Here is a 3,198-nt window from a genome sequence, read left to right as displayed (position 1 = left end):
CTAACCGATCGCCTTCATCAGGCGCAGCTCGTCCGAGATCGGCATGCGCTGGAATACCCGCATGATCTCCTCCTTGGGCACGGAGAACGCCACACCGGTTGAAGGCACCGGCTCGGTGCGCATCCATTCGGGGAGATCGTTGTCCTCCGGACCGAAGCCGGCGCGCCGGTTGAACTCCCACTCGTCCTGCATGCACTGCCAACCGATATTCGCCGCGTCCTCGAAGCTCAGCTCGCCGCCGTACATGGCGGAGTACATCGCCCGCATCTCATCAATGGTGGGCTGCTCGAACTGGCAGAATCCGCTGGAGTCGCAGAGCGCGGCGATCAGCTGGGCCTCCTGCGAAGCCTTCGCCAGGTCGTCGACCGGCATGATCACGAAGCCAGCGGTGTGATCGGCGCCCATGGCACTTGTGGCATAAGAGATACCGGTGCCCTGGAGGGTACGCGGCTCCCACGCCGGGATGCCCTGCCCGCGGATGGCTGGCACCCGCTGGGCGTTGAAGCGCTTGGCGACCGCCACCACGCCACGTCCGATGGTCTCGGCCAGCTCATCGCCCTTGTCGACCTTGTCGAGAAGAGCGATCGCCGCGTCGGCATCACCGAAGGCGAGGGCGCCGCAGTCCATCGCCAATGCCAGCGCCCCGCCGGTGTCGATGGTGTCGAGCCCAAGATCGTCACACAAGCGGTCGATCCTGGCCACCTTGTCGAGGTCGGCAATGCCGCAGTTGGAACCGCACAAGGCGACAGTTTCAAACTCCATGGCGGAGGTGACGTACTTCCCGTCGGGGTCGTTGACCGTGTTGGAGCACTGCACGATGCAGCCGGTCATGCAGTTGTGCTGGGCGCCGCCGCGTGTCGCGTAGTTCTCGACGACGTGCATTCCGTTGAGCGAGTCCGCACCCTCGAACTGCATCTCTCGCCGGTTACGTGTGGGGAGCGTGCTCATCATGTTGGCCACCGGAACGGTGGTGGAGGTACCGAACTGGAAGTGTTGTGGGCCGGCCTTGTATTCTTTGGTCATGCGCATGGCGAGCGTCTTGAAAGTTTCCTTGTCCTTCGCCACTCGGGCTTGTGTCCCCGTGTCGTCGACGACGATCGCCTTTAGCCCTTTCGTGCCCATCGCGGCGCCCAGTCCACCACGCGCCGCGTGGCGGGACGGATGCCGCGGGCCCTCGTCGGTCAGGGCAACGCTGGCCCCCGTGAGACCCAGCTCTCCCGCCGGCCCGCAGAGGACGAAGGCCGCGCGCGGCGCAAACTGGGTGCCGAGCTTCTCGGAAGCAGCATAGGTCCGCAGGCCTTTGAGTTCCGGGCACTCGCGGATTTCGACCCCGCTCTTGTGGACAAAGACGAGGTACCGCTTCGCCGGGTCCTTGGCTTTTCCTTCGACAATGATGGCGCGATAGCCGAGCCGCATGAGTTTTTGTCCGGCCTGTCCGCCCGAGTTGGCCTCTTTGATGCCGCCGGTGAGTGGGCTCTTGGCCCCCACGCTCATGCGGCCCGAAGTCGGGGCAACCGAGCCAGACAGCACGCCCGGCGCGAAGATCACCTTGTTGTCCGGCCCCAACGGATCGCACTTCGGATCCACCTCTTTCAGCAGAATCTTGGCTGAAAGGGCGCGGCCACCGAGGAGAATCCACTCCTCAGGAAACGGCTCTTCCTTCACTGTCAGGTTCGTCAAATTGACGCGCACAATCTTGTCCATCTTCACCCTCCGTCGCGATGCCGGTTATCATAGCGCAAGCCCCGCTGAAAAGGCCATCTCATCGGATGCAGCGGCCGACGCCTCCGCATCTGGTGCACTCACCGGTCGGTTGCATCGGTTGCCGGATTGTGTCAACGAGCCGCTAGACTGATCACGGGAGGCCTTCATGCACCACAAAATCACCAAGGAACTCTTCGATGCGTTTCCTCCGGACAAGAAGGGCGATTTCTGGGCCGGCTACCTCTACCTGAAGTACACCGAATACTTCTTCAACAAGGCTCTGGAAAGCGCGGGACTCGAACCCAAGAAGCTTCCGCCGCTCGACCCTGCGATCGAGGAAATGCTCCACGCCGTGGCGTGGCAGGTCAGTGAGAGCGCCATGAGCGCCGAGACCAGCCTGTATCATGGCAAAGTGATGCGGCCGCAAGATGTGCGGAAACTGGTTACCCTCAAAGAGGACGTGCACCTCTCCCCGCCGGAGCGTGTCGTGCCGTTCAAAATCGCTCGCGACATCATCATCGAGAACCCCAGCTCGATTGTGGTGGGAACGTGCCCCTGCCGCTCGGCTTCGCCGAACCCGTGTCTTCCTCCCGGCCAGCAGGACGTCTGCATGTTTCTCGGGGACCCCTGGGCGACCTTCATGGACGAGCAGAACGCGTCCTATCACCGCATCTCGCAGGACGAGGCCGTCAAGATCCTCGAATCCTGTCACGAGAAGGGCTTCGTGCACACCGCATATTTCGAGCACGCGGCGGGCAACAGATTGGATGCCATCTGCAACTGCTGCGGCTGCTGCTGCATGGGCGTGCGGATGTGGAATCAGTTCGAGGGGAACCTTCCCCTGCTTGCCCCGTCCGGCTATGTGGCGGAGGTCAACGAAGAGTGTAACGGCTGCGGGGTGTGCGCCGAGGGCACGTGTAAGTTCGCCGCCATCAGCATGAGCGAAGATGGCGGGACAGCGGTCATCAACATGATCAAGTGCATGGGCTGCGGCGTCTGCGAAGACGCCTGCCCGGTGGAGGCCCTGCACCTGCGACGGGAGCTCTCCAAAGGCGATCCGTTGGATCTGGACGTCCTGAAGGCCCAGCTGTGACGCGCTCGTAGCGCGAGGCGGATCTCAGCAAATCCGATCCGCCTCGGAAAGGCCACCAACGCAAGCGTCCTGCTGGGCGGGCACCCTTCGATACGGCGCCGGAAAAGATGGCGTCTACTGCCCATGAACATGCGCCGCCCGTCTCCCAGGGCGTTGGCCCATAAGCGACAGAACCGACATGGGACGATTCCTTACGCCGAAGGCGTTATGCATCATAGCCCAGGGTTGCGAAGCTACCCTGGGTCGATGGTCCGAACGGTTTTCAACCCTGAAAGGGTTGCGTCCGGTCCCCGCCTCGGTCTCACACGGACCTATAGGCGTCACGTTGTAGGCCTCCGGTTGAGCTAGCCTCCGGCGGAATGGTGTCCGCAGGTCGAGTCGAGCGCAACCCCTTCAGGGTA

The 3,198-nt window shown here is 62.9% G+C and carries 2 protein-coding genes; one reads left to right on the top strand and one right to left on the bottom strand.

The annotated features are described in order from the left end of the window. Nucleotides 1–1,704 carry an aldehyde ferredoxin oxidoreductase C-terminal domain-containing protein gene (locus VF515_04800; protein ID HEX7406955.1) on the bottom strand — a complete coding sequence of 568 codons (1,704 nt, stop codon included), beginning with the start codon at nt 1,702–1,704 and terminating at the stop codon, nt 1–3. A 166-nt stretch (nt 1,705–1,870) separates the two neighbouring features. On the opposite strand from VF515_04800, the gene VF515_04795 reads away from it, so the two are divergent. Then, nucleotides 1,871–2,797 carry a 4Fe-4S dicluster domain-containing protein gene (locus VF515_04795; GenBank protein ID HEX7406954.1) on the top strand — a complete coding sequence of 309 codons (927 nt, stop codon included), beginning with the start codon at nt 1,871–1,873 and terminating at the stop codon, nt 2,795–2,797. The last annotated feature ends 401 nt before the right edge of the window (nt 2,798–3,198 follow it).

It is taken from the genome of Candidatus Binatia bacterium (assembly GCA_036382395.1).
Classification (GTDB): Bacteria; Desulfobacterota; Binatia; order HRBIN30; family HRBIN30; genus JAGDMS01.
Note: the sequence above shows the minus strand (reverse complement) of the source record. Positions and strands in the feature narration are given on the sequence as shown.